This window comes from Streptomyces sp. NBC_01232 (assembly GCF_035989885.1).
GTDB lineage: Bacteria > Actinomycetota > Actinomycetes > Streptomycetales > Streptomycetaceae > Streptomyces.
On the sequence record NZ_CP108518.1, the window covers coordinates 2,087,228 to 2,107,500 of the forward strand.

Consider the following 20,273-nt stretch of genomic DNA (forward strand, 5'->3'; position numbering starts at 1 on the left):
CACCCGTTCGGCCCAGCCGCATTCTTCCGGGGCTCACGGAGATCACTAGGGTGCCGACATATCCTGCTCGGATATTGCACACATCACCGCCGGGCAGTCCGTCAGACGGCCTAACCGAGCCGATATACGGAATCATGGGCTCACGCGGAGATCCCTGCACACAGGAGACCGCGCAACCGCGCAATGCAAGCGCCCTTCGGGGCGGACGTGGCCGTTCGACTGGAGATGCACGTGTCCGGGCGCATCGAGGATTACGCACTGATCGGGGACATGCAGACCGCGGCACTGGTCTGCCGGGACGGGGCGGTGGACTGGCTGTGCCTGCCACGCTTCGACTCGCATGCCGTGTTCGCGAGCATTCTCGGCACCGAGGACCACGGGTTCTGGCGGATCGGCCCGTCGTTCCCCGCGGGTACCGAGGCCCCGAATGCGACCCGCCGCCGCTACCGCGGTGACTCGCTGGTGCTGGAGTCGGAGTGGGACACGCCGCGCGGCAGGGTCCGCGTGATCGACTTCATGCCGCCGCGCGAGGACCACGCGCCGCAGCTGATCCGCATCGTGGAGGGCATCAGCGGGCGGGTGCCGATGCGTTCGGCGCTGCGGATGCGTTTCAGCTACGGGCGGGTCGTGCCCTGGGTGCACAAGGTCGACGGGCGCACCGTGGCCGTCGCCGGCCCCGACTCGGTCTGGCTGGACGCCGACGCGCAGACCTACGGCAAGGACCTGACGACGTACTCCGACTTCACCGTCGGGCCCGGGGACCGGAAGGCCTTCAGCATCACGTGGCAGGCCTCGCACCGCGACGCGCCCGAGACGCCCGACGCCGAGGCGGCCCTGGAGTCGACCACCGAGTTCTGGCGCGAGTGGGTCGAGCAGTGCACGTACCACGGGCCGTACCGGGAGGCCGTGATCCGCTCCCTGATCACCCTCAAGGCCCTCACGTACGGCCCCACGGGCGGGATCGTCGCCGCGCCCACCACCTCCCTCCCGGAGGAGATCGGCGGCGTCCGGAACTGGGACTACCGCTACACCTGGCTGCGGGACGCGGCCATCACCCTCTCCTCGCTGCTGCGCACCGGCTACCGCGAGGAGGCCCGCGCCTGGCGCGAGTGGCTGCTGCGCGCGGTCGCCGGCGACCCGGAGAACCTCCAGATCATGTACGGGATCGCGGGCGAGCGGGAGCTCGGCGAGACCGAGCTGGACTGGCTGCCCGGTTACGAGAACTCCCGCCCGGTCCGCGTCGGCAACGGCGCCGCGGGCCAGCTCCAGCTCGACGTGTACGGCGAGGTCACCGAGGCCCTGCACCTGGGCCACATGACCGGCCTCGCCCGCAGCGACTACGCCTCGCTGCTCCAGCTCAAGCTGATCCGGTACCTGGAGACCCACTGGGACCAGCCCGACGAGGGCATCTGGGAGGTGCGCGGCCCGCGCCGCCACTTCGTCCACTCCAAGGTGATGGCCTGGGTGGCCGTGGACCGCACGATCAAGCTGATCGAGAGCGGGGACGCGGACGGCCCGCTGGAGCGCTGGCGCGAGCTGCGCGACGAGATCCACGAGGACGTGTGCGAGAAGGGCTACGACAAGGAGCGCAACACCTTCACCCAGTCGTACGGGTCGAAGGAGCTCGACGCCTCCCTGCTGCTGATCCCGCAGATGGGCTTCCTGCCGCCGGACGACAAGCGGGTCATCGGCACCATCGAGGCGATCCAGCGCGAGCTGTCCACGCCCGACGGTTTCATCCTGCGCTACCCGACGGCGGGCGAGGAGGCCGGCGTGGACGGCCTCGAGGGCGACGAGGGCGCCTTCCTGGCCTGCTCGTTCTGGATGGCCGACGACCTGGCGATGATCGGGCGGGTGGACGAGGCACGGCGGCTGTTCGAACGGCTGCTGTCGCTCCGCAACGACCTGGGTCTCCTCGCGGAGGAGTGGGACCCGCGGCTCCAGCGGCAGGTCGGGAACTTCCCGCAGGCGTTCAGCCACGTTCCGCTGATCGACACGGCCCTGCGGCTGACGGCCAGCGGGGCGTACGGCGGCTGACGTCGGACGGACGGCGGACGGACGGCCCGTGAGCGGGCGGCTCGCCGGGGGCGCGGACTTTCTCGCCGCGCCCCGGTGATCGTCCGCGCCTACGCTGGAAGGGTCCTATGCCCTCCCTCCGGTGGAAGGGGGCAGCCATGGCTCCCCTGTCGAAGGCGGGCGCGGCCCTGACCGCGCTCCGCGAGGATCTGTCCGGCGAGGTCTTCGCCCCGGAGGATCCGGGATACGACGAGGCCCGGACCCTCTTCAACGCGATGATCGACCGCAGGCCCGCCGTCATCGCCCAGTGCGAGAGCACGGAGGACGTGGTGACCGCCGTGCGCTTCGCGCGGGAGCTGGACCTGAACGTCGCCGTGCGCGGCGGCGGGCACAGCGTGGCCGGGATGTCCCTCAACGACGGCGGCCTGGTCGTGGACCTGCGGCGGATGCACGAGGTGACGGTCCATCCGGCCGCCGGGGCCGCCCACATCGAGGGCGGGGCCACGATGAGCCACCTGGACCGGGCCTGCGAGCCGTACCACCTGGCGACCACCGGCGGCCGGGCCTCCACCACCGGCGTCGGCGGCTACGTCCTGGGCGGCGGCAGCGGCTGGCTGGACCGGAAGTTCGGCCTGGCGGTGGACAACCTGCTGGGCGTGGACCTGGTCACCGCCGAGGGCGAGCTCGTCCACGCGACGACCGAGGAGCACCCGGAGCTGTTCTGGGGGCTGCACGGCGGCGGCGGGAACTTCGGCATCGCCACCTCGCTGACCCTGCGGCTGTACGAACTGCCCGCCATGTCGATCGCGTTCCTGCTGTACCTGCCGGAGCGCGGGCCCGAGGTGGTCCGTACGTACCGGGACGTCATCGAGGCCGCACCGCCCGAGGCCTCGGGCGCCGCCCTCTACCTGACCGGCCCGCCCGAGGAGTTCGTCCCGCAGCACCTGGTCGGCCGGCTGCTGGCGGGGGCGCTGCTGACGTACGCGGGCCCCGAGGAGGAGATGCGCGAGCTGGCCGGGCCGCTGCTGGCGATCCCCCACGAGTCGGAGATCGTCACGGCCATCCCGTACGCCGATCTCCAGTGCATGATCGACGACCCGCCGGGGATGCGGAACTACTGGTCGGCCGAGTACCTCACCGGCGCTCCGGACGAGTTCGTGGACGTCTTCTGTGCCCGCGCCGGGTCCATGCCCGTGCCGACCGGCACCCAGCACCTGGTCTTCCCGCAGGGCGGCGCCATCGCCTCCGGCCCGGCCGAGTACCCGGTGCCGTACCGCGACTCGCCCTGGGCGGTGCACCCGTTCGGGATCTGGGAGGACGAGGCCGACGACGAGCGCTGCCGGCAGTGGGTCAAGGACGTCCGGGCCGACGTCCAGCCTTGGAGCACCGGCGCGGTCTACCTGAACTTCACCGGGAACGAGGGCACCGAGCGGGTGGTCTCGGGCCTCGGAGCCGAGAACATGCGCCGGCTGGGCGCGTTGAAGCGCCAGTACGACCCGGACAACATCTTCCGCTTCAACCACAACATCCGGCCCGCCTGACGATGGAGACGGGCCGGCCGGTAGCGTCCCGCGCTATGGAGAACCAGGGCGGTATCACCGTTCAGCGGGCACTGGAGCTGCCGGGGCTGCGCAGCGGGCTGCCGGAGGTGGTGGCCTGCGCCGACCGCCTGGGCCGGACCGTCCGCTGGGTGCACGCGGGCGAGGTGCCGAACATCGCCTCCCTGCTCAAGGGCGGTGAGCTGCTGCTGACCACGGGGCTGGGCCTCGGCACCCGGCCGGCCGAGCAGCGCGCCTTCGTACGCCGCCTCGCCGACCGGGGGATCGCCGCGCTGGTGGTGGAACTGGGGCCGCGCTTCAGCCGGCTGCCGGCGACGATCGTGGAGACGGCGCGCTCCGCGGGGCTGCCCCTGGTCCAGCTGCACCGGGAGGTCCCCTTCGTGGCGGTCACGGAGGAGGTCCACACCGAGATCGTCAACCACCACTACGCCCTGCTCCAGCGCGCCGAGGAGGTGCACCGCCGCTGCACGGAGGCCCTGTTGGGCGGCGGGGGCATCCCGCAGGTCCTGCGGATCCTCGCCGACTTCACCGGCAATCCGGTCTTCCTGGAGACCCCCGACGGACAGCTCCTGTACGCGGCCGGCAGCGCGGCCGGGGACGCGGGCGCGGACCCGCTCCAGGTGTGGGAGGGCCTACGGGGCCAGCGCGAGGCCGAGCCCTCCGCGAACACGGTGGTGGTCGACGTACCGGGCGGGGGCCACGGCACCGGCTCGGTACGGGCCCGGGTCGTCCTGGTCGGCGTCTCGGCCCCGCTGCTCCCGGTGCACCGGATGGCCGCCGAACGCACGGCCGGCGTCCTGGCCGTCGTCCTGATGCAGGCGCGGCAGGAGGACGAGCTGGCGGCGCGCGGGCGCGGCGACTTCCTGACGGACCTCGCCGAGGGCCGCATCTCGGCGGAGGACGCCCCGGCGCAGGCCCGCGTCCTGGGCTTCAAGCCGGCCGGCGGCGCGCTGCTGCCGGTGGTCATGCGGCTCTCCTCGGACCTCGGCCCGTCCGGCAACTGGGCCGTGCTGGCCCGTGCGGTGCTGGAGGAGCTGGCGTCCGTCGGGGTGCCGGTCCTGCTGGGCGTCCGCCCGGTCGAGGGCCGGGTCCCGCTGCTGGTCTCCCTGCGCACGGAGCCGGAGCGCGCGGCCGTGGCGGACCGGGTCTCGGCGGCGCTGCGGGCGGGCGTCGAACGCGCCGGCCTGGACCGCGCGGACGCCCCGCCGGTGGTGGTCGTCGGCGTGGCGGGCGGCTGGGCGGCCGCCTCGGCGGGCCTGCGGCACGCCGCGGAGACCGCGACCGCGGCCCACGGCCTGCCTTCACGCCCCTGGTACGACGCCCGCCGCCTGGACATCGACCTGCTGCTGTGGCGGCTGCGCGAACACCCCGACCTGGCGGCCTTCGTGGACCGCGCGATCGGCCCGCTGCGCACGCACGACACGACGTCGCGGCCCCCTCTCCTGCCCACGCTGGAGACGTACCTGGCCCACGCGGGCCGCAAGGCGGAGACGGCCCGTGAGCTCCATCTGAACCGCCAGACCCTCTACAACCGCCTGGCGCGCATCTCGGAGCTGCTGGGCACGGACCTGGACGACCCGGAGACGGTCCTCTCCCTGAGCCTGGCCCTCCGCGCCCGCCGCCACACCCTTTCCTGACGCCGTTCCCCGGGCTCCGCCCGGACGGAAACCAGGCGGCACACGACAACGCAGCGCGGCCGAATCAAGCCCCGCCGGCGATTGAGGCGCGGGGGTGCGGGGGCAGCGCCCCCGGAGCGGCGGCGCGCCACGGCACGGCGCTGCCCCGCCGGGAGGCTAGCGGCGGGTCCGTTCCATCAGTTCGTCGTAGACCGACAGGACCTGAGCGACCGTGTCGTCCTCCGACGGCCACGTCGCGGCCTGGACGCGCCCCGCGGCCGCCAGTGCCGCCCTGCGGTCCGGATCGGCCAGCAGGCCGGTCACGGCCGAGGCGAGCGCCCGCGCCTCCCCCGGCGGGACCAGCACCGCGCCCTCGCCCACCAGCTCCGGCACACCGCCCACCTCCGTGGCCACCAGCGGTACGCCCACCCGCAGCGCCTCCTGCGCGAGCAGGGCCCGCGCCTCCCACCGGCTCGGCAGCACCGCCAGGTCCGCCGCCGCCAGCAGCTGCGCCGCGTCCTTGCGGCGCCCCAGCAGCCGTACCGGGAGCCCCTCCGCCTCGATCCGCCGCGAGAGTTCGGCCCGTAGCGGCCCCTCCCCCGCGATCACCAGCAGCGGCACCGGGTCCAGGCCGCGCCACTCCCGCGCCGCGTCGAGCAGTACGGAGTACCCCCGGTGCGGCACCAGGCTGCCGACCGCGATCAGCAGCGGCCGCTCCACCGCTCCGAGGTCCGCCCGCACCTTGCCGGGGTCGGCCCCGGCCTCCGGGCCCACCGGGACCGCCACCGGGGCCAGCCGCGCGTCCCTGGCGCCCCTCAGGCGCGCGAGGTCCACCTGGTCGGAGGAGGCCCCGAGCACCACCGCCGCGGCCCGCGCGACGTGCCGTTCCAGCATGCGGCTCAGCCGGCCCAGCGCACCGGCCGCCGTGGGGCCCTCGCCGTGCCAGCTCACCACCAGCGGCACCCGGCGCCCGCGCATGGCCAGCGCGGCGCGCATCCCGGCGCGCACGCCGTGCGCGTGCACGAGGTCGGCTCCGGCGCACGCGGCCCGCAGCACGCTGACCGCGTCGGGCGCGAACTGCGCCCCGGCGCCGGTGAAGTCGTACTCCCCCTCCGCCTGGACGGGCGCGCACACCGTGACCCGTACGCCGCGCGCGGCGAGCCCGGTCGCGAGCGAGCGTACGTGGGCGTTGCTGCCCGCGCCCGCACCGCCGCCGAGGACCTGCACGGTGCGCAGCGGCGGCCGGCCGTAGGGCTGGGACGGGAAGGGGGTGGAGACCGGGGAGCTGCTCACGGGCCGAAGCTCCAGGGTGAGGGAGTCAGAGACGTCGCCAAGGATGCCAGTCCGCACGCGCGTTCCGGGACCATACGGGTGCGGATCCCGTACGAGATACCGCAGGACGCTCGCCAGCCTCACCCACACGGACTATCGCCGCCTCGTCCCGGAGACGGCCGAGGGCCCGGAACGCCGTGCGTTCCGGGCCCTCCCGGCGCCTCGTGACCCCATGCGCCGGATCGCCTCACGCGTCCGCGCGCGCCGCCGCCAGCAGCTCCTCGGCGTGTGCCCGCGCCGAGACCGAGTCCTCGTGTCCGGCCAGCATGCGCGACAGCTCGCGGATGCGGTCCTCGCCCTCCAGCACGGTGACACCGCTGCGGGTGACCGAGCCGTCGTTGGTCTTCTCGACGAGCAGCTGCCGGTCCGCGAAGGCCGCCACCTGCGGCAGGTGCGTGACGACCACGACCTGCGCCGTCCTGGCCAGCTTCGCCAGCCGCCGGCCCACCTCGACCGCCGCCTTGCCGCCGACGCCCGCGTCGACCTCGTCGAAGAGGTAGGTGGGCACCGGGTCGGAGCCCGCGAAGACGACCTCCACGGCCAGCATCACCCGGGAGAGCTCACCGCCCGAGGCGCCCTTGGCGATCGGCCGCGGCTGTGCGCCGGGGTGCGGGGCCAGCAGCAGTTCGACCTCGTCGGCACCCGAAGGTCCGTAGGCGACCGGGCGGCCGTCCACGACCACGCCGTCGGGGTCCTCGGCCTGCCGGATGTCGATGGTCACCCGGGCGTGCGGCATCGCCAGCGAGGCCAGCTCCTCCGTCACCGCGGAGGCGAACCGTGTCGCGGCCTCGGTCCGGGCGTCCGTCAACGCCTGCGCCAACAGCGACAGTTCGTCGCGCAGGCCGTCGCGCTCGGCGGTCAGCTCGGTGATCCGCTCGTCGTCGCCGTCCAGTTGCAGCAGCCGCGCCGCGCCCTGTTCGGCCCACTCCAGTACGGCGTCCACGGTGCCGGCGGTGCCGTACTTGCGGGTCAGCTGGGTCAGGGCGGCCCGCCGCTCCTCCACGGCGGCCAGCCGCAGCGGATCGGCGTCCAGGTCGTCGGCGTAGCCCGCCAGCTCCCCGGCCACGTCGGACAGCAGGATGCCCAGCTCGCCGATCCGTTCGGCGAGCGCGCCCAGCGCCGGGTCGTGCGACCGTACGGACTCCAGCGCCCGGTGCGCGCCCGCGACGAGCATGTTCGCGTCGATGGCCTCCGGGTCCTCGGGGTTGCCCGCGAGCGCGGCGTGCGCCAGCTGCGCCGCCGAGGCCAGCGATTCGGCGTGTCCGAGCCGCTCCGCCTCGGCGGCGAGCTCGGTGTCCTCACCGGCCACCGGTTCCACGGCGGCGATCTCGTCCAGCCCGAAGCGCAGCAGGTCCGCCTCCTGGGCCCGTTCCCGGGCCCGGGTGGTGATCTCCTCGAGCTCGACGGCGACCGCGCGGAGCCTGCGGTGGGCCGAGCCGTACTTCTCCAGCGGGACGGCGACGGCGTCCCCGGCGTACCGGTCGAGCGCCTGCCGCTGCCTGGCCGGGCGCAGCAGCCCCTGCTGATCGGTCTGCCCGTGTACGGCGACCAGGTCGTCGGCGAGCTCGCCGAGCAGGCCGACGGGCACGGAGCGGCCGCCGACGTGGGCGCGCGAGCGGCCCTCGGCGGACACGGTCCGGCTGATCAGCAGGGCGCCGTCGTCGAGCTCGGCCCCGGCCTCCTCGGCGCGTACGGCGGCGGGGGCGCCCGGGCGCAAGACGATGCGGCCCTCGACGACCGCGGCCTTGGCCCCGATCCGTACGAGGGCCGGGTCGGCGCGACCGCCGAGCAGCAGCCCGAGGCTGGTGACGACCATCGTCTTGCCCGCACCGGTCTCGCCGGTCACCGCGGTGAAACCGGGCGACAGCTCGACCACCGCGTCGTCGATGACCCCGAGCGACCGTATCCGCATCTCCTCAAGCACGGGACGACGATACCGAGGTTTCATGGGTGCCATGTGACGTCACCCGTCCCGAGTTCTACGAACGCATGTGCTATTAGGGGAGTGCCGCCGGTCCCTCAGTGCGGCGCCCCACGCCAACCCGACACCGGCAGCGCGAACTTCGCGACGAGCCGGTCCGTGAAGGACGCGTGGTGCAGCCGGGCGAGCCGCACGGGCACCGCGCCCCGCCGCACCTCCACCCGCGCCCCGGCGGGCAGCTCCAGCGTCCGCCGGCCGTCGCACCACAGCACGCCGTGCGGAGTGCCGTTCTGCACCTCCACCGCCAGGACCGAGGTCGGCGAGGTCACCAGCGGCTTCGCGAACAGCGCGTGCGCGCTGATCGGCACCATCAGCAGCGCCTCCACCTCGGGCCAGACCACCGGCCCGCCCGCGGAGAATGCGTAGGCCGTGGAGCCCGTCGGAGTCGCGCAGACAATCCCGTCACAGCCGAAGCCGGTCACCGGGCGCCCGTCGATCTCCAGGACCACCTCGAGCATCCGCTCCGGGGACACCTTCTGGACCGCAGCCTCGTTCAGCGCCCAGTCCCGGTGGACCACATCGCCGTTCGTGCGCACGATCACGTCGAGGGTCATCCGCTCCTCAACCTCGTACGAGCGCGTCACCACCCGGTCCACGACCTTGTCCAGGTCGTCGCGCTCGGCCTCGGCGAGGAAGCCCACCCGGCCCAGGTTGACGCCCAGCATCGGCACCCCCGAGGCCCGCGCGAACTCCGCCCCGCGCAGCAGGGTTCCGTCGCCGCCCAGGACGATCAGCAGCTCGCACCCGTCGAGCGCGCCCGGGGTGAACTCGGTGACCAGCTCCACCTCGCGCGGCAGCGGCAGGTCCACCGCCTCGTGCTCCATGACGCGTACGCGCAGCCCGCACCTCAGCAGGCCCTGCACGACCAGCTCGGCGCTGCGGATGGCCGCCGGCCGCCCGGTGTGCGCGAGCAGGAAGACCGTCCGCCCCTCCCCCGAAACCCCTGAACCCGAAACCGAAACCGAAACCGATGAATCTGTCACTGCGGCCCCTCCGCCACTGCACGGTCAACATCCGCCGGGTCGAGTGCCGGTGCCCCCGCCCGCAGCCACAGAAAGTACTCGACGTTGCCCGACGGCCCCGGCAGCGGACTCGCCGTCACACCGAGAACGCCCAGCCCCAGCTTCGCCGCCTGCGCCGCGACCTCGCGCACCGCCTCCGCACGCAGCTCCGGGCTGCGCACCACGCCGCCGCTCCCCAGCCGGTCCTTGCCGACCTCGAACTGCGGCTTGACCATCAGCACCAGGTCGGCGTCCGGCGCGCAGCAGCGCACCAGCGCCGGCAGCACCAGGCCGATGGAGATGAACGACAGGTCGCCGACGACCAGGTCGACCGGAACCCCGTCGAGCTGCTCCACCGTCAGCTCGCGGACGTTCGTACGGTCCTTGACCGTGACCCGGTCGTCGCTCTGCAGCGACCAGGCCAGCTGTCCGTAACCGACGTCCACGGCCATGACGTGGGCCACCCCCGAGCGCAGCAGCACATCGGTGAACCCGCCGGTCGAGGCGCCCGCGTCCAGCGCCCGGCGGCCCTCGACGAGCAGCCCCTGCGGCCGGAAGGCGGCGAGCGCGCCGGCCAGCTTGTGTCCGCCCCGCGACACGTAGTCCGGATCGCTGTCGTCCTTGAGGACCACGAGGGCCGCGCTGGTCTCGACCTGGGTGGCCGCCTTGGTCGCGGTGTTGCCTCCCACCGTCACCCGGCCCGCGGCGATCAGCTGTGCGGCGTGCTCTCGCGAGCGGGCCATGCTGCGGCGTACCAGTTCGGCGTCCAGGCGGCGGCGTGCCACTCCTGCCACGTTCGGTTCAGCTCCTGTTTTCGTACGGACCGGGGACGGGCGGTGCGTCCAGCGCGCTCAGCGCCTCGCGCAGCCCCCTGTGGACATCCTCGTACACCTCGACGTGCCCGTCCGCCGCGAGGTGGTCCGCGTCCGCCAGCCGTGCCAGGTGCGCGTCCACGCCGGGGTGGCCGGTGGACGTGCGTACGACGCCCAGCGGGGCGGGCCCCGCGGGCTCGGCGGGTTCTGCGGACTCGGCGGTGCCTTCGGGCCCGGCCCCGGCCCCGGCCCCGGGCTCGGCTGGTTCGTCGGTCATGCCCCGACGCTACCTCGAAGCGCCCGGCGACCACGTATGGCTCTGCGGTACGGTCGTGATCACGATGGCTACGATCCAGGAGTGCCGCGCAGCACTCGACAAACTCTCCGACAACCTCGCTCGGGCCGACGAAGGCGTACGCGGCGCGGCCGCCTTCGACCGCTCCCTGAGCTGCCACATCACGGACCTGGACCAGACGTTCACGGGCCGCCTGGAAACGGGCCGGATCCAGGTGGACGCGGTCGCCCCGGGGCCGCCGGCCGCGAAGGCGGAGATCCGCCTCGCGATGACCGGCGACGACCTCGTGGCGCTCGTCGCGGGCGAGCTGAAGTTCGCGAAGGCCTGGGCCTCCGGCCGGGTCCGCCTGGAAGCCGGCTTCCGCGACCTCCTCCGCCTCAAGAGCATGCTCTAAGCCGGGCGCCGGCCTCCAAGGGCCTCTCTCCCCCGGCCGGCACCCTCCCGGCCCGCACCGGCAACCCCGGTGCGGGAGCCGGACGGCCCGCAGGGTCTACTCGGCCCGGGCCACCACGCGGGCCTTGCGTGCCGCCGGAATCACCAGCGGCGTCCCCGTCTCCGGGTCGTCGATGATCTGGCAGCGCAGCCCGAACACCTCCTCCACGAGCTCCGCGGTGACCACCTCCTGGGGCGCCCCCTGTGCGACGACCTTCCCGCCCCGCATCGCGATCAGGTGCGTGGCGTACCGGGCCGCGTGGTTGAGGTCGTGCAGCACCGCGACGAGCGTGCGTCCCTGGTTCTCGTGCAGCTCCGCGCACAGGTCCAGCACGTCGATCTGGTGCTGGATGTCCAGGTACGTCGTCGGCTCGTCGAGCAGCAGCAGCGGGGTCTGCTGCGCCAGCGCCATCGCGATCCACACGCGCTGCCGCTGCCCGCCCGACAGTTCGTCCACGGCCCGGTCGGCGAGCTCGGCGACCCCGGTCGAGACCATCGACTCGTTCACGACCCGCTCGTCCTGCGCCGACCACTGCCGCAGCAGTCCCTGGTGCGGGTAGCGGCCGCGCGAGACCAGGTCGGCCACCGTGATGCCGTCCGGCGCGATCGAGGACTGCGGGAGCAGGCCCAGCGTCTTGGCGACCTTCTTCGCGGGCATCGAGCCGATGGCCTGCCCGTCCAGCAGCACCCGCCCGGCGGACGGCTTCAGCATCCGCGACAGGGCCCGCAACAGCGTGGACTTGCCGCAGGCGTTGGGGCCGACGATCACCGTGAAGGAGTTGTCCGGGATCTCCACCGACAGGTTCTCGGCGATGACCCGCTGGTCGTAGCCGAGGGTCACGTTCTCCGCGGTCAGCCGCTGCACTTGCGTACTCCTCATGTCGCGATACGTCGCAGTCGTCGCACTCATATACGTCCGGCCTTGCGCTCGGTGACGAGCAGCCAGAGCAGGTAGACGCCGCCGACGAGGCCGGTCACCACGCCCACCGGCAGTTGGTCGGCGCCGAAGGCCTGCTGCGAGGCCCAGTCGGACACCATCAGCAGGACCGAGCCCATCAGGGCGGCGTTCAGCAGGTTCCCGCCGGGCGACCGGGTCAGCCGCCGGGCCAGCTGCGGCGCGGCCAGCGCGACGAAGCTGATGGGCCCGGCCGCGGCGCTCGACGCGGTGGTGAGCAGGATCGCCGCGAGCATCAGCAGCAGACGCGTCCGCTCCACCCGCACCCCGAGGGCGTACGCGGCGTCGTCGCCCATCTCCATCATCCGCAGGGCCCGGCCCTGTCCCAGGACCAGCGGGAAGAGCACCGCGCACACCGCGAGCAGCGGCCACACCTGCGCCCAGTCCCGGCCGGCCAGCGAACCGGTCAGCCAGACCATGGCACGGGTGGCCTCGATCATCTGGGCCTTCGTGATCAGGTACTGGATCACGGCGACGAGGATCGCGGAGACGCCGATGCCGACCAGCACCAGCCGGTAGCCCTGGATGCCCTGCTTGTACGCCAGCAGGTAGACGACGGCTCCGGCCAGCAGGCCGCCGACCAGCGCGCCGACGGCCACCTCGGTGGCGCCGCCCTTGAACAGGATGATGACGACGAGCGCGCCGACCGCCGAGCCGTAGCCGAAGCCGAGCAGGTCCGGGGAGCCCAGCGGGTTGCGGGAGACCGACTGGAAGACGGCTCCGGAGATCCCGAGGGCCGCGCCGACGAGCAGCGCGACCAGGACCCGCGGCAGGCGCAGGTCGTTGACGATGAAGTCGGTGGCGGGGGTGCCGTTGCCCAGCAGGGTCTGCACGACGTCCCACGGCGCGATCCGGAAGTCGCCGGTGCCGATGAGTACGACGGTCATCGCGAAGGCCGCGACGGTCAGCAGGACCCCGACGGCCGCTGCGCGCCGCTCGACGCGCAGCGAGATCCCGCCGGGCAGGCGCAGCGGACGGGATCCGGAGCGGCCCTTGCGGGCGGTGCCGGCAGCCGTCACGTTCTCGGGAGAGGTCGACGTCGAGGTCGCGGTCACAGCTGGGCCATCCTCTTGCGCCGAACCAGGTAGATGAAGACCGGGCCGCCGATGAGCGCGGTCACGACGCCGACCTGCAGTTCGGCGGGCCGGGTGACGACCCGGCCGACGATGTCGGCGCCGAGCAGCAGGACCGGCGACAGGACGGCCGAGTACGCGAGCACCCAGCGCATGTCCGGACCGGTGAACGCCCGGACCAGGTGCGGGACCATCAGCCCGATGAACACGATCGGCCCGCACGCGGCGGTCGCCGCCCCGCACAGCAGGGTGATGGCGATCATGGCGCCGATACGGGTCCGCGTCAGGTGCGCGCCGAGCGCCCGTGCCGTGTCGTCGCCCATGGCCATCGCGTTGAGCGGCCGGCCCAGCGACAGCGCGAGCACCGCGCCGAGCAGCAGGAAGGGGGCCACCTGCCGGACGGTGTCCATGTTGGCCGAGGCCAGCGAACCCACCGTCCAGAAGCGCAGCTTGTCCAGCGCCTTGCTGTCCATCAGCTGCACGGCGTTGATGTAGCCGACCAGGGCGGCGCTGGCCGCCGTACCGGCGAGCGCGAGGCGCACCGGCGTCGCGCTGCGGCTGCCGCCGAGCACGTACACGACGACCGAGACCACGGCGGCGCCGAGGAAGGCCCACCACACGAACTCGCTCAGCGAGCTCGCTCCGAAGAAGCTGATCGCGGAGACCACGGCGGCCGCGGCACCCGCGTTGACCCCGAGGATGCCGGGCTCGGCCAGCGGGTTGCGGGCCAGCGCCTGCATCACCGCACCCGACAGGCCGAGTCCGAGTCCGACCATCAGCCCGAGCAGGGTGCGCGGGATCCGCAGGTCCCGCACCACCACGTCGGCGGGCGTTCCCGCGTAGGCGAACAGGCCGTGCCAGACCTCGTCCAGGGACATCGGCTTGGCGCCCACGGCGATGCTCACGACGGCGATCATGGCCAGCACCACGAGGCCGGCGAGCAGACCGGCGGCGCGCACGGCATGGCGCTTGCGGGTTACGGAGGCTGCGGCGCCCTGTTCGAGCTCCGCGCTCCGTTCGGGTTCAGGGGGACTCTCGACCAACACGCAGGTTAGGCTAACCTACCCTCCGCACGGGCGGATCCCCCGGATGCCCCTAAAGACCCAGCCTGGCCAGCGCCTTCGCCGCGTCCAGCGTGCAGACCCCGTCCCCGGCCACGGTCCAGGCCGCCGCACACAGCGCCCGCAGACCGTCGAGCGGATCCCCGGCCGAGCCCTCGTTCCCCTCCTCCGCGCGCAGTTCCAGCACGCCGCCGTTCGTCGCGACCGCCGTCCAGCCGCCGCAGCGGAACCCCTCCGCGCAGGGCTCCACCTCCGGCTGACCGGTCAACAGCCCCCGCAGGTCGCGGTCCACGTAGGTCGGCCGGTGCCTGGGCTCCGCCCGCAGCAGCTGCTCCGCGTCCGTCACCCCGGTCAGCACCAGCAGCGAGTCCACCTCCCCGTTGAAGGCGCCCTCGATGTCGGTGTCCAGCCGGTCCCCGACCACCAGCGGCCGCTCCGCCCCGGTCCGCAGCACCGTCTCCCGGTGCATCGGGGGCAGCGGCTTGCCCGCCACCTGCGGCTCCGCGCCCGTGGCGATCCGTACGACCTCCACCGCGGCCCCGTTGCCCGGCGCGATCCCCCGCGCCCCCGGAATCGTCAGGTCGGTGTTCGACGCGAACCACGGCACCCCGCGGTTGATGGCGTACGAGGCCTCCGCGAACCGCCCCCACGGCAGGTCGGGCCCCCCGTACCCCTGGACGACCGCCGCGAGGCCCTCCTCCTCGGCCGAGTCCACCGGCACCAGACCCCGCTCGCGCAGCGCGACCCGCAGCCCTTCCCCGCCGATCACCAGCACCTTGGACCCCGGCTCCACCTGCTCCGCGATCAGCCGGGCCACCGCCTGCGCCGAGGTGATCACCTCGCCCGCCTCCGTCGGGATGCCCAGCTCGCCCAAGTGCTCCGCGACCGCGTCCGGCGTCCGCAGCGCGTTGTTCGTGACGTACGCGAGGTGCATCCCGTCGGCCCGGGCCGCCGCCAGGGACTCCACGGCGTGGGCGATGGCCTCGCCGCCCGCGTACACCACCCCGTCCAGGTCCAGCAGAGCGGTGTCGTACGCCTGGTGCAGACTCTGCTCACTCGCCGCGGGACTGGTCCTGCTCTGCCGGGTCATCCTGTCCGCTCCTCATGAGATCGATCTTGTCCGATTCCGTACTGCCCCGATCATCCCGCATGGCGAGACGCGTCTTACCATGCACCAATGACCACATCTGGCACCGCGGACCATGGGCTGCGCCTGATCCCGTTCCATGGCCTGCGCTACGTCCCCGAGCGTGTCGGCAGCCTCGCCGCCGTCACCTCGCCGCCGTACGACGTGGTCGTGCGCCCCGACGGAGTCGACCACCTCGAATCCGCCGACCCGCACAACATCGTCCGCCTGATCCTCCCGCAGGCCGGCACCCCGGCCGCCCGCAACGAACAGGCCGCGCGCACCCTGCACCACTGGCTCGCCGAGGGCATCCTCTCCGCCGACCCCGAGCCCGCGCTCTACGTGTACGAGCAGCGCCGGGCCGGCGTGCTGCAGCGCGGCGTCATCGGCGCCCTCGCGCTGTCCACCGCCGACGCCGGCATCGTCCTCCCCCACGAGGACGTCATGCCCGACGTCGTCACCGACCGGGCCGGCCTGATGCGGGCCACCTCCGCCAACCTGGAACCCCTGCTCCTCACCTACCGGGGCGACGACCCCGCCACGGGAGCGGCCGCGGTCGTCGAGCGGACCGCCCAGCGCGCACCCCTCCTGTCGACCACCACCGAGGACGGCTTCCAGCACCGCCTCTGGGCCATCACGGACCCGGTGGAACTCGCCGCCGTCACGGCGGACCTCAGCCACCGCCAGGCCCTCATCGCCGACGGACACCACCGCTGGGCGACCTATCTGCGCCTGCAGGAGGAGCACGGCTCCCCCACCCCGTGGGACTTCGGCCTGGTCCTCCTCGTGGACACCGCCCGCTACCCGCTCCAGGTCCGCGCCATCCACCGCATGCTGCGCCGCCTGCCGGTCGCGGACGCCCTCGCCGCCCTCGACGGCCGCTTCCGGGTCCGGCCGGTCGACGGGCCGCTCCCCCTGGCCCTGGACACCCTCGCGGACGCCGCCGAACGCGGCAACGCCTTCCTCCTCGCCGGCGACGGCGCCTTCCACCTGGTCACCGACCCCGACCTGGCGCTCCTCGACAGCACGGTCCGCCACGACCGGCCCGAGGCCTGGCGCCGGCTGGACGCCACCGTCCTGCACTCGACGCTGCTCGACGCCCTCTGGCACGTCCCGGACGCCCCCGACCAGATCACGTACATCCACGACGCGGAGTCCACCGTCGCCATGGCCGAGCGGCACGGCGGCACGGCGGTCCTGCTGCATCCGGTACGCGAGGAGGTCGTACGGGACCTGGCCCGCCAGGGCGTCACCATGCCCCGCAAGTCCACGTCCTTCGGACCGAAACCGGCCACCGGCCTGGTCCTGCGCGGCCTGGGCTGACCTCCTCCGGACATGAAGAAGGGCGGTACCCCGACCGGGGTACCGCCCTTCTTCATGTCACCGTGCCTCAGGCCTTGTCGTCCTCGACGTCGGCGTCGGCGTCGGCGTCGGCCCCGGACTGCTCCAGGGGCTCGTACTCCTCGTCGTCCTCGTCGTAGTACTCGGCGACGTCGGAGGCGCGCTCGGCCGCGGCGATCTCCGCCGCGTCCTCGTCGTCGTCCTCGTCCTCGTCCTCGTCGAGGTCGGACAGGTCGACCGCGGCGTCGACGAATTCGACTCCGTCGAGCTCGGCGAGACGGTCGGAGGCGTCGGTGGCGCCGTCCTTGTCCGCCTCGAGCGTCTTGCCGAACCACTCGCGCGCCTCGTCCTCACGGCCGGCCGCCAGCAGGGCGTCGGCGTAGGCGTAGCGCAGGCGCGCGGTCCACGGCTGGACGGAGCTGGAGGCCAGCTCCGGGCTCTGCAGGGTCACGATGGCCGCTTCCAGCTGGCCCTGGTCGCGCCGGGCACCGGCCGCGACGAGACGCATCTCGACCTGGCCGGCCTTGTCCAGCTTCTGCACCTCGGGCTCGCCGGCCATGGCCAGTGCCCGCTCCGGACGGCCGAGGCCGCGCTCGCAGTCGGCCATGACGGGCCACAGCTCGACCGAGCCGGTCATGCGCTTGGCGGCACGGAACTCCGCGAGGGCCTCGCTGTACTTCTGCGTGGCGTACGCGGCGAAGCCGGCGGCCTCGCGCACGGCGGCGACGCGGGAGGCCAGACGCAGGGCGATGCGCGAGTACGCGTAAGCCTGCTCGGGCTCCTCGTCGATCAGCCGCGCGACCATGACGAGGTTCTTGGAAACCTCTTCGGCCAGGCCCTTGGGCAGGCTCAGCAGCTCCTGGCGCACATCGGCGTCGATCTCGAGGCCGGTGACGTCCTCGTCGATCGGAAGCCGCTTGACCGGGTCCCGGTCGCGGTCGGCGCGGAAGTCGCGGTCGCCGCCACGGTCATCGCGACCACGGTAGCCACCACGGTCACCACCGCGGTCGTCACGACGGGGGTACGAGGGACGGTCGCCGCCACGGTCGTCACGGCCGCCACGGAACCCACCACGGTCGTCATCACGGCGCGGGTACGAGGGACGGTCGCCACCGCGGTCGTCACGGCGCGGGTAGGACGGACGGTCGCCGCCACGGTCGTCACGGCCGCCACGGAACCCACCACGGTCGTCATCACGACGGGGGTACGAGGGACGGTCGCCACCGCGGTCATCGCGGCGCGGGTAGGACGGACGGTCGCCGCCACGGTCGTCACGGCCGCCACGGAACCCACCACGGTCGTCATCACGACGGGGGTACGAGGGACGGTCGCCACCGCGGTCATCGCGGCGCGGGTAGGACGGACGGTCCCCACCACGGTCGTCACGGCGGAAACCACCGCCGCCACCGCCGCCGGAGGGACGACCACCACGGTCATCGTCACGACGGGGGTACGAGGGACGGTCGCCACCGCGGTCGTCACGACGCGGGTAGGACGGACGGTCGCCGCCACGGTCGTCACGGCCGCCACGGAACCCACCACGGTCGTCATCACGGCGCGGGTACGAGGGACGGTCGCCACCACGGTCATCGCGACGCGGGTAGGACGGACGGTCCCCACCGCGGTCGTCACGGCGGAAACCACCGCCGCCACCGCCGCCGGAGGGACGACCACCACGGTCATCGTCACGGCGCGGGTACGAGGGACGGTCGCCACCGCGGTCGTCACGGCGCGGGTAGGACGGACGGTCCCCACCGCGGTCGTCACGGCGGAAACCACCGCCGCCACCGCCGCCGGAGGGACGACCACCACGGTCATCGTCACGGCGCGGGTACGACGGACGGTCGCCACCACGGTCATCGCGGCGCGGGAAGGACGGACGGTCCCCACCGCGGTCATCGCGACGCGGGTAGGACGGACGGTCCCCACCACGGTCATCGCGACGGAAGCCGCCACCGCCGCCGCCGCCGGAGGGACGACCACCACGGTCATCGTCACGGCGCGGGTACGACGGACGGTCGCCACCACGGTCGTCACGGCGCGGGAAGGACGGACGGTCCCCACCACGGTCATCGCGACGGAAGCCGCCACCGCCGCCGCCGCCGGAGGGACGACCACCACGGTCATCGTCACGACGGGGGTACGACGGACGGTCTCCACCACGGTCATCACGACGGAAACCACCGCCGCCGCCACCGCCGGAGGGACGCCCGCCACGGTCATCGCGACGGAAGCCGCCACCGCCGGCGGAGGGACGACCACTGGCACCACGGTCGTCACGACGGAACGGGGGACGGTCGCCACCACGGTCGTCACGGCCCCCGCGGTAGCCGCCCCTGTCACCGCCGTCGTTGCGCCGAGGCTCGCGCTCCGGACGATCGTCGGGAGAGTTGGACATGGGTGTGACTCCTGTCTTCGGGGTACCGCTAGTCATTCTCGCGCAACCAACCCATGGCCGCGCTTCGGCGTAAAGAGGTGAAAATAAAAAAGGACCCTTGGTCCAGCGTTGAACGCTGGACCAAGGGTCCTTTGAAAGATTGTTCGGCGGCGTCCTACTCTCCCACAGGGTCCCCCCTGCAGTACCATCGGCGCTGAAAGGCTTAGCTTCCGGGTTCGGAATGTAACCGGGCGTTTCCCTAACGCTATGACCACCGAAACCCTATCGGTTTCGAGCGAACAAGCACACTTTGTAGTTATGTTCTAGCTCTAGAAACCAGCAACTGTTCGTTGCTTCAGAACTAACACAGTGGACGCGAGCAACTGAGGACAAGCCCTCGGCCTATTAGTACCAGTCAGCTTCACCCGTTACCGGGCTTCCACATCTGGCCTATCAACCCAGTCGTCTACTGGGAGCCTTACCCTCTCAAGGAGGTGGGAATACTCATCTTGAAGCAGGCTTCCCGCTTAGATGCTTTCAGCGGTTATCCCTCCCGAACGTAGCCAACCAGCCATGCCCTTGGCAGGACAACTGGCACACCAGAGGTTCGTCCGTCCCGGTCCTCTCGTACTAGGGACAGCCCTTCTCAATATTCCTACGCGCACAGCGGATAGGGACCGAACTGTCTCACGACGTTCTAAACCCAGCTCGCGTACCGCTTTAATGGGCGAACAGCCCAACCCTTGGGACCGACTCCAGCCCCAGGATGCGACGAGCCGACATCGAGGTGCCAAACCATCCCGTCGATATGGACTCTTGGGGAAGATCAGCCTGTTATCCCCGGGGTACCTTTTATCCGTTGAGCGACGGCGCTTCCACAAGCCACCGCCGGATCACTAGTCCCGACTTTCGTCCCTGCTCGACCCGTCGGTCTCACAGTCAAGCTCCCTTGTGCACTTACACTCAACACCTGATTGCCAACCAGGCTGAGGGAACCTTTGGGCGCCTCCGTTACCCTTTGGGAGGCAACCGCCCCAGTTAAACTACCCATCAGACACTGTCCCTGATCCGGATCACGGACCGAGGTTAGACATCCAGCACGACCAGAGTGGTATTTCAACGGCGACTCCACAACCACTGGCGTGGCTGCTTCAAAGTCTCCCACCTATCCTACACAAGCCGAACCGAACACCAATATCAAACTGTAGTAAAGGTCCCGGGGTCTTTCCGTCCTGCTGCGCGAAACGAGCATCTTTACTCGTAGTGCAATTTCACCGGGCCTATGGTTGAGACAGT

The 20,273-nt window shown here is 72.4% G+C and carries 15 protein-coding genes, 2 rRNA genes and 1 pseudogene (1 of these 18 cut by a window edge); 5 read left to right on the forward strand and 13 right to left on the reverse strand.

The genetic code is table 11. The features are described 5' to 3' along the window. Window positions 1-207: 207 nt before the first annotated feature. The 3 genes from OG444_RS09835 (at window position 208) to OG444_RS09845 (ending at window position 5,212) form a co-directional block, all read left to right on the forward strand. Complete coding sequence (locus OG444_RS09835; protein ID WP_327261799.1) at window positions 208-2,037, forward strand: glycoside hydrolase family 15 protein; 1,830 nt, start codon at window positions 208-210, stop codon at window positions 2,035-2,037. 137 nt (window positions 2,038-2,174) lie between these two features. After that, window positions 2,175-3,557 (forward strand): FAD-binding oxidoreductase, encoded by a 1,383-nt coding sequence (locus tag OG444_RS09840; RefSeq protein WP_327261800.1) that lies wholly within the window; start codon window positions 2,175-2,177, stop codon window positions 3,555-3,557. A 35-nt stretch (window positions 3,558-3,592) separates the two neighbouring features. Further along, on the forward strand, window positions 3,593-5,212 hold the full coding sequence (locus OG444_RS09845) for a PucR family transcriptional regulator (protein WP_327261801.1): 1,620 nt from the start codon (window positions 3,593-3,595) through the stop codon (window positions 5,210-5,212). A 156-nt stretch (window positions 5,213-5,368) separates the two neighbouring features. Here the strand turns inward: OG444_RS09845 and OG444_RS09850 are convergent, their stop codons facing one another. From OG444_RS09850 to OG444_RS09870, 5 genes are all read right to left on the reverse strand, one after another. Further along, on the reverse strand, window positions 5,369-6,484 hold the full coding sequence (locus OG444_RS09850) for a glycosyltransferase family 4 protein (RefSeq protein WP_327261802.1): 1,116 nt from the start codon (window positions 6,482-6,484) through the stop codon (window positions 5,369-5,371). A 226-nt stretch (window positions 6,485-6,710) separates the two neighbouring features. Beyond that, complete coding sequence (gene recN, locus OG444_RS09855; protein WP_327266708.1) at window positions 6,711-8,435, reverse strand: DNA repair protein RecN; 1,725 nt, start codon at window positions 8,433-8,435, stop codon at window positions 6,711-6,713. A gap of 107 nt (window positions 8,436-8,542) precedes the next feature. After that, the gene (locus tag OG444_RS09860; protein ID WP_327261803.1) at window positions 8,543-9,487 is read right to left on the reverse strand and encodes an NAD kinase; all 945 of its coding nucleotides are present in this window, start codon (window positions 9,485-9,487) and stop codon (window positions 8,543-8,545) included. Beyond that, a complete protein-coding gene (locus OG444_RS09865) occupies window positions 9,484-10,299 on the reverse strand; it encodes a TlyA family RNA methyltransferase (RefSeq protein WP_327261804.1) in 816 nt (271 codons plus the stop codon). Before OG444_RS09865 ends, OG444_RS09860 begins: the two co-directional genes overlap by 4 nt. Before the next feature lie 7 nt (window positions 10,300-10,306). Continuing rightward, entirely contained in the window at window positions 10,307-10,594 is a 288-nt protein-coding gene (locus OG444_RS09870) for a hypothetical protein (RefSeq protein ID WP_327261805.1), read from the reverse strand. A 64-nt stretch (window positions 10,595-10,658) separates the two neighbouring features. Between OG444_RS09870 and OG444_RS09875 the strand changes: the two genes are divergently transcribed. Continuing rightward, on the forward strand, window positions 10,659-11,006 hold the full coding sequence (locus OG444_RS09875) for an SCP2 sterol-binding domain-containing protein (protein WP_327266709.1): 348 nt from the start codon (window positions 10,659-10,661) through the stop codon (window positions 11,004-11,006). Window positions 11,007-11,102: 96 nt separating this feature from the next. Here OG444_RS09875 and OG444_RS09880 read toward each other — a convergent pair whose 3' ends face one another. The 4 genes from OG444_RS09880 to OG444_RS09895 are packed head-to-tail and all read right to left on the reverse strand — an operon-like array spanning window position 11,103 to window position 15,223. Then, window positions 11,103-11,954, reverse strand: coding sequence for an ABC transporter ATP-binding protein (locus tag OG444_RS09880; protein WP_327261806.1), 852 nt, complete (start codon window positions 11,952-11,954; stop codon window positions 11,103-11,105). Then, window positions 11,951-13,018, reverse strand: a complete 1,068-nt coding sequence (locus OG444_RS09885) for a FecCD family ABC transporter permease (protein WP_327266710.1) — start codon at window positions 13,016-13,018, stop codon at window positions 11,951-11,953. The genes OG444_RS09880 and OG444_RS09885 overlap by 4 nt, the downstream gene beginning before the upstream one ends. Window positions 13,019-13,050: 32 nt before the next feature. Then, window positions 13,051-14,118 carry a FecCD family ABC transporter permease gene (locus OG444_RS09890; protein WP_442810479.1) on the reverse strand — a complete coding sequence of 356 codons (1,068 nt, stop codon included), beginning with the start codon at window positions 14,116-14,118 and terminating at the stop codon, window positions 13,051-13,053. 49 nt (window positions 14,119-14,167) lie between these two features. After that, window positions 14,168-15,223 (reverse strand): HAD-IIA family hydrolase, encoded by a 1,056-nt coding sequence (locus OG444_RS09895; RefSeq protein WP_327261807.1) that lies wholly within the window; start codon window positions 15,221-15,223, stop codon window positions 14,168-14,170. 87 nt (window positions 15,224-15,310) lie between these two features. Here OG444_RS09895 and OG444_RS09900 point away from each other — a divergent pair, with 87 nt between their 5' ends. Next, complete coding sequence (locus OG444_RS09900; protein ID WP_327261808.1) at window positions 15,311-16,582, forward strand: DUF1015 domain-containing protein; 1,272 nt, start codon at window positions 15,311-15,313, stop codon at window positions 16,580-16,582. 67 nt (window positions 16,583-16,649) lie between these two features. Here the strand turns inward: OG444_RS09900 and OG444_RS09905 are convergent, their stop codons facing one another. From OG444_RS09905 to OG444_RS09920, 4 genes and pseudogenes are all read right to left on the reverse strand, one after another. After that, window positions 16,650-17,468, reverse strand: a complete 819-nt coding sequence (locus OG444_RS09905) for a tetratricopeptide repeat protein (protein ID WP_327266712.1) — start codon at window positions 17,466-17,468, stop codon at window positions 16,650-16,652. Window positions 17,469-17,678: 210 nt separating this feature from the next. Then, window positions 17,679-18,677: pseudogene (locus tag OG444_RS09910) on the reverse strand (hypothetical protein); the annotation flags it as partial. 462 nt (window positions 18,678-19,139) lie between these two features. After that, a 5S ribosomal RNA gene (gene rrf / locus OG444_RS09915) occupies window positions 19,140-19,256 on the reverse strand. Between the two features lie 106 nt (window positions 19,257-19,362). Then, window positions 19,363-20,273, reverse strand: a 23S ribosomal RNA gene (locus OG444_RS09920) (it continues 2,212 nt past the right edge of the window).

Excerpts from the sequence above, each read along its gene's own strand:
- OG444_RS09840 (WP_327261800.1), top strand. The coding sequence starts at position 2,175 with ATGGCTCCCCTGTCGAAGGCGGGCGCGGCCCTGACCGCGCTCCGCGAG.
- OG444_RS09845 (WP_327261801.1), top strand. The coding sequence starts at position 3,593 with ATGGAGAACCAGGGCGGTATCACCGTTCAGCGGGCACTGGAGCTGCCG.
- recN (WP_327266708.1), bottom strand. The coding sequence starts at position 8,435 with ATGCGGATACGGTCGCTCGGGGTCATCGACGACGCGGTGGTCGAGCTG.
- OG444_RS09870 (WP_327261805.1), bottom strand. The coding sequence starts at position 10,594 with ATGACCGACGAACCAGCCGAGCCCGGGGCCGGGGCCGGGGCCGGGCCC.
- OG444_RS09875 (WP_327266709.1), top strand. The coding sequence starts at position 10,659 with ATGGCTACGATCCAGGAGTGCCGCGCAGCACTCGACAAACTCTCCGAC.
- OG444_RS09880 (WP_327261806.1), bottom strand. The coding sequence starts at position 11,954 with ATGAGTGCGACGACTGCGACGTATCGCGACATGAGGAGTACGCAAGTG.
- OG444_RS09895 (WP_327261807.1), bottom strand. The coding sequence starts at position 15,223 with ATGACCCGGCAGAGCAGGACCAGTCCCGCGGCGAGTGAGCAGAGTCTG.
- OG444_RS09900 (WP_327261808.1), top strand. The coding sequence starts at position 15,311 with ATGACCACATCTGGCACCGCGGACCATGGGCTGCGCCTGATCCCGTTC.